The organism is Cupriavidus sp. CuC1 (assembly GCF_044627735.1).
Taxonomy (GTDB): domain Bacteria; phylum Pseudomonadota; class Gammaproteobacteria; order Burkholderiales; family Burkholderiaceae; genus Cupriavidus; species Cupriavidus ulmosensis.
In genome coordinates this window covers 1-3,959 of the sequence record NZ_JBIUHC010000310.1, presented here as the reverse complement: position 1 = coordinate 3,959, position 3,959 = coordinate 1, and the positions used below count along the sequence as shown (strand labels likewise).

The 3,959-nt window shown below is 60.2% G+C and carries 2 protein-coding genes and 1 pseudogene; all 3 read left to right on the top strand.

The genetic code is table 11. The annotated features are described in order from the left end of the window. Window positions 1-119 precede the first annotated feature (119 nt). Entirely contained in the window at window positions 120-1,337 is a 1,218-nt protein-coding gene (locus ACGLHR_RS50860) for a site-specific integrase (RefSeq protein ID WP_400103608.1), read from the top strand. Window positions 1,338-1,339: 2 nt separating this feature from the next. Continuing rightward, window positions 1,340-2,872 carry a site-specific integrase gene (locus ACGLHR_RS50855; RefSeq protein ID WP_400103606.1) on the top strand — a complete coding sequence of 511 codons (1,533 nt, stop codon included), beginning with the start codon at window positions 1,340-1,342 and terminating at the stop codon, window positions 2,870-2,872. Beyond that, window positions 2,869-3,959: pseudogene (locus ACGLHR_RS50850) on the top strand (hypothetical protein); the annotation flags it as partial. The gene ACGLHR_RS50855 and the pseudogene ACGLHR_RS50850, both read left to right, overlap by 4 nt.

Sequence of the window (3,959 nt, the reverse complement as noted above, 5' to 3'; positions counted from 1 at the left end):
TGCTGTTGGTATGTTCTGAAGTGTTGCGTGTGGGACGGCACGGAGACTTCAGATAGCGCAACGGAAAAGTGCTTTTATGGTATCTTTCGCCGTTTCGTTTTGTTGTGGGTTTAGGTTTTATGTTCGTTCAGGTCAGCGCCGCCGCCGTGCCGCGGGCGCTCCGGGGGGTTGCGCTGGTCGACAGCAATCACATGCCCAGGTACTGGGCCTCGGTCTGGCTGGTCATCGCGGGTGCGCAATGGGCAACGTCCACGCAGACCATGCGGCTGCGGTACATCGAGAACCTGTATGAACATGCGGATCGGTCATTCAAGGCGAATGCGCTGGATGACGCGCTATCCGACCTTGACGATGCCCGGCTTGCGGACATTCTCGAGTCGTGGTTCGTGAGTCTGCGTAATCAGCCTGTTGCCACTCGCAGCAATGAGGACCGGTGGCAGACCGGACTGGCATTCGTGACATCGGTGGTCACATGGCTGTCGAAGTCGGCGGACGCGAAGATGCGACAGATCGAGGCGCGCATCCACCGACTATCAACGCTTTACCGCCAGCTTCACATTCGCCAAGGTGCCCGCAGCGAGACCGTTCGGTCGTTGCCCTCCAGCGTGGTCGAGAATCTCTATCAGATCCTGGATCCGGAATCGGATGCCAATCCCTTCCAGCGCGCGCAGACCCGCTGGCGGGTCTTCATCGCATTCGTGCTGATGCTGCATCAGGGTCTGCGCCGCGGCGAGCTCTTGCTGCTGCCAGCAGACGCCATCAAGAGCAGCTATGACCGCGAACTTGGCCGGACAAGGTACTGGCTGAACGTCCGGCAAAACGAGTATGAAGACGTTGGCAGCGACAGCCGTTACTCGAAACCCAGCATCAAAACGCTCCATTCGGTCAGGCAAATTCCCGTCAGCGACGCAACGGCGGGCCTGGTGCAGATCTATTGCGAAAATTACCGGGGCCGGCCTTCCCATTCGTTCATGTTAAGCGCCCAGACTGGCGGCCCTCTTTCCACAGAGTCGTTGACGAAGATCTTTACAACGATATCGAAAGCGTTGCCTACGGATGTGCTGCAGGAACTGCACGACCGCACCGGAAAGAAGTCGGTCACCTGCCACGACCTCCGGCACACCAGCGCCGTATTGCGGCTTCACCAGCTGCTGGAGCGAGGCGACTCGATGCCCGAAGCGCTGCAGAAACTGCGTACATTCTTCGGATGGTCGAAAGAGTCGGACATGCCGTCGCGCTATGCTAGGGCTGTCTTTGAAAGCCGACTCGCGAGCGTATGGAACGACGCATTCGACGATCGTGTGGCCTTGCTGCGCGCGCTGCCGCAGGGACGCTAATCATGCTGGAGGCCTTCCCATCCCGGCTTCGTGGGCAAGCCGAGCCATCGGTGCTCGAAAGCATGGTGGCGTCACTGCCGGAGCTACCGCCCGTTGTACGCTACTACGACGACTTCGACGACCAACTCCGCTCCATCCCGGCAGTCCGTCAGACAGATGTCTTCGGACTTCACATCAATGGTCGGATGTTCCGGCTCGACTTTGGCCGGTATCCTGCTGTCTACGGCGCTCTGCAGAAGCATCTACTGGTCTTCCTATTGGGCGAAGACTTGCATATCTCGACCTGCTTCAATGTATTGATCGCAGCAATGCATCTCGATGTGCATGACGTCGACCGCGTTGTTGCAGCCGGCCCAACCCGCATATCAACGATATGGATGGCGCTGCGCGCCCGTCAGTTGCCGGTTCACGCCTATCGTTTCGTTAAGGCGGTTCTGCGGCTGCTATGCAGACATCGCCAGCACGGGTGGTCCGAGTCCTATCTGACCTATGTCAGCGCTGCCCTGCCCGGCCCCGCGTCGGACTCATATGCCGGTGTGCGGTCGGGCGATGTCTTCCTGAGTGCTGATGAAGAAGCCGTAATCGTTCGCTACCTGGACGAAACGTCGGACCTCGTGAGGGCCCGAGGTTGGTCAGGCATCGCGCACGACGAGCTTTGCGAGGCTGCGATGGTGCTCTGTTCCTATCAGTTCGCCATGCGCCCAATTCAGGTCGCGATGCTGACGATGCGTGATGTACGGGTCTGGCAGACAGAGCCCCGCGGCGAACCGGCCGTTCACCTCACGTTTCTCATGGTCAAGCAGCGGGGAAGGCTTCGAAAAAGGCCGATGGTCCGTCGTGTGAAACAGGAGTGGGCGGTGCTGTTCACGGCCCTGGTCGCCTATGCAGATTTGCAAGGTCGTGACGCGAGCGATCGCGTCTTCGACGTCAGTTCCAATCATGAGGCCGGCTCTCGCATCGCCCGCTGCATGGAACGCCTCATCGGGGACGACGCTTGCGCGATGGACCTTCGTCATACGGCAGCCCAACGCCTCGTTGACGCTGGTGCAAGCCACGAAGAACTCGCCGAGTTCATGGGGCATTCCGATGTACGGACGGGGCTGGTGTACTTTGCGGCATCAGCCTCTCACGCGGAACGGGTCAACCGAGCACTCGGCGCGTCAGATATATACCGGCGGGTGGCAAAGATCGCGCACGATCGGTTCATCTCCCCGGAAGAACTCACCCAGCTCAAGGGAGAACAGCAGATCGCCGGCGTGCCTCACGGCATCCCGATCGCCGGCATCGGCGGCTGCACGTCGGGGCAACCAGCTTGCCCCTACAATCCGGTGACGTCGTGCTACGGGTGCAGGAAGTTTATGCCTTTGCACGACAAAACGATGCACGAGAGTGTGCTGGCCGCAATGCGTGAAGTGGTCTTGCTCTTCGAGCAGAGTTCTCGTGGTGATGCCCAATCGCCGGCCTACCTGCAACTGCAGCGCACGATCGCCGAAATACAGGCAGTCATCGACGAGTTGGAAGGCGAGCGCCGATGAACCCACACTACTCTGCCTTCATCGAGTTGGGCAAGGCACTCGTCCGTGAAAAGGGCCTGCACTGGGACATACCTCTGGACGAGGCAGGCACTGCTCGTGACGGTGTCGGCTGGAATCTGACGGCGGTTACCGGTGACGTGCCACCCCCAAACCACTACCTGCGAGATCTCGGCGCTGAGGCGAAGGCGCTGGCTATCGTCAATGCGGAGCGCGTCGAGCGTGGCCTGATGCCACTGCCCCGGCGAGCGCTGGCTGTCTCGTGGCAAGACCTGATTAAAGCAGCGGTGGCTGAACAGTTGCTGTTCAGGCGTAACACCACGCGGTATGTGGCACATAGCATCGCGCGTCCGTTGCGGGTGCTCGCCACGTGCGTGGACAAGGACCCGTGGCAGCTGACCGCCGACGATCTGCGTGCGGCTGTTCGTATTGCAACAGCATGTCAGGCGACCGGCAAACTGGGGGATCAGGTGGTCGGCATCGTCAAGACGGTGTTTGATGGTCAACACATTTGCGATGCAGGCCCATTGTACTCGTCGCTAGCTGTGCCGCGCATGCAAGTAAAAGGTACGAGCAAGGCAAAGCATACCTGGTCGCAGGATGAACTACGGGCCGACTTGGAGGCTCGCAAGCGCGGCGAACGCCTGCCTGAGCGCCGGGCGTTCTGGGAGCTGACCCGCATCGTGATGACCGAACGACCACGCACGTTCATGGACGAGCTGCGATTCGCTGCAGTGCGCACGCTGATCGTGACCGGCATGCGTGCAGGGGAAGTTGCGTTGCTGCCGGCCGACTGGAAGCGTGAGCGGACGTATCTGGACTCGAAGGGTCGTCCAGCCGGTGAGTCCGGTGGCATCTCGACATCCTTGATGGTCCGCCACTTTGCGGAAAAGCAGCAGGACGCTGAATCGGACAGTCGCGTCCTGTTTGAAAGCGCTCAGCCGGTCCCGGAAATGTTCCGGGCGTTGCTGACAGAGACACTTGACCGTGTAGCCAAGCTCACAGAACCGCTCCGCGCGACGCTGAGACTGCAATGTGAGACGGAGCGACTATTGCCATGGTATCCGGTCGACAGTCTCGTACCTGTCAT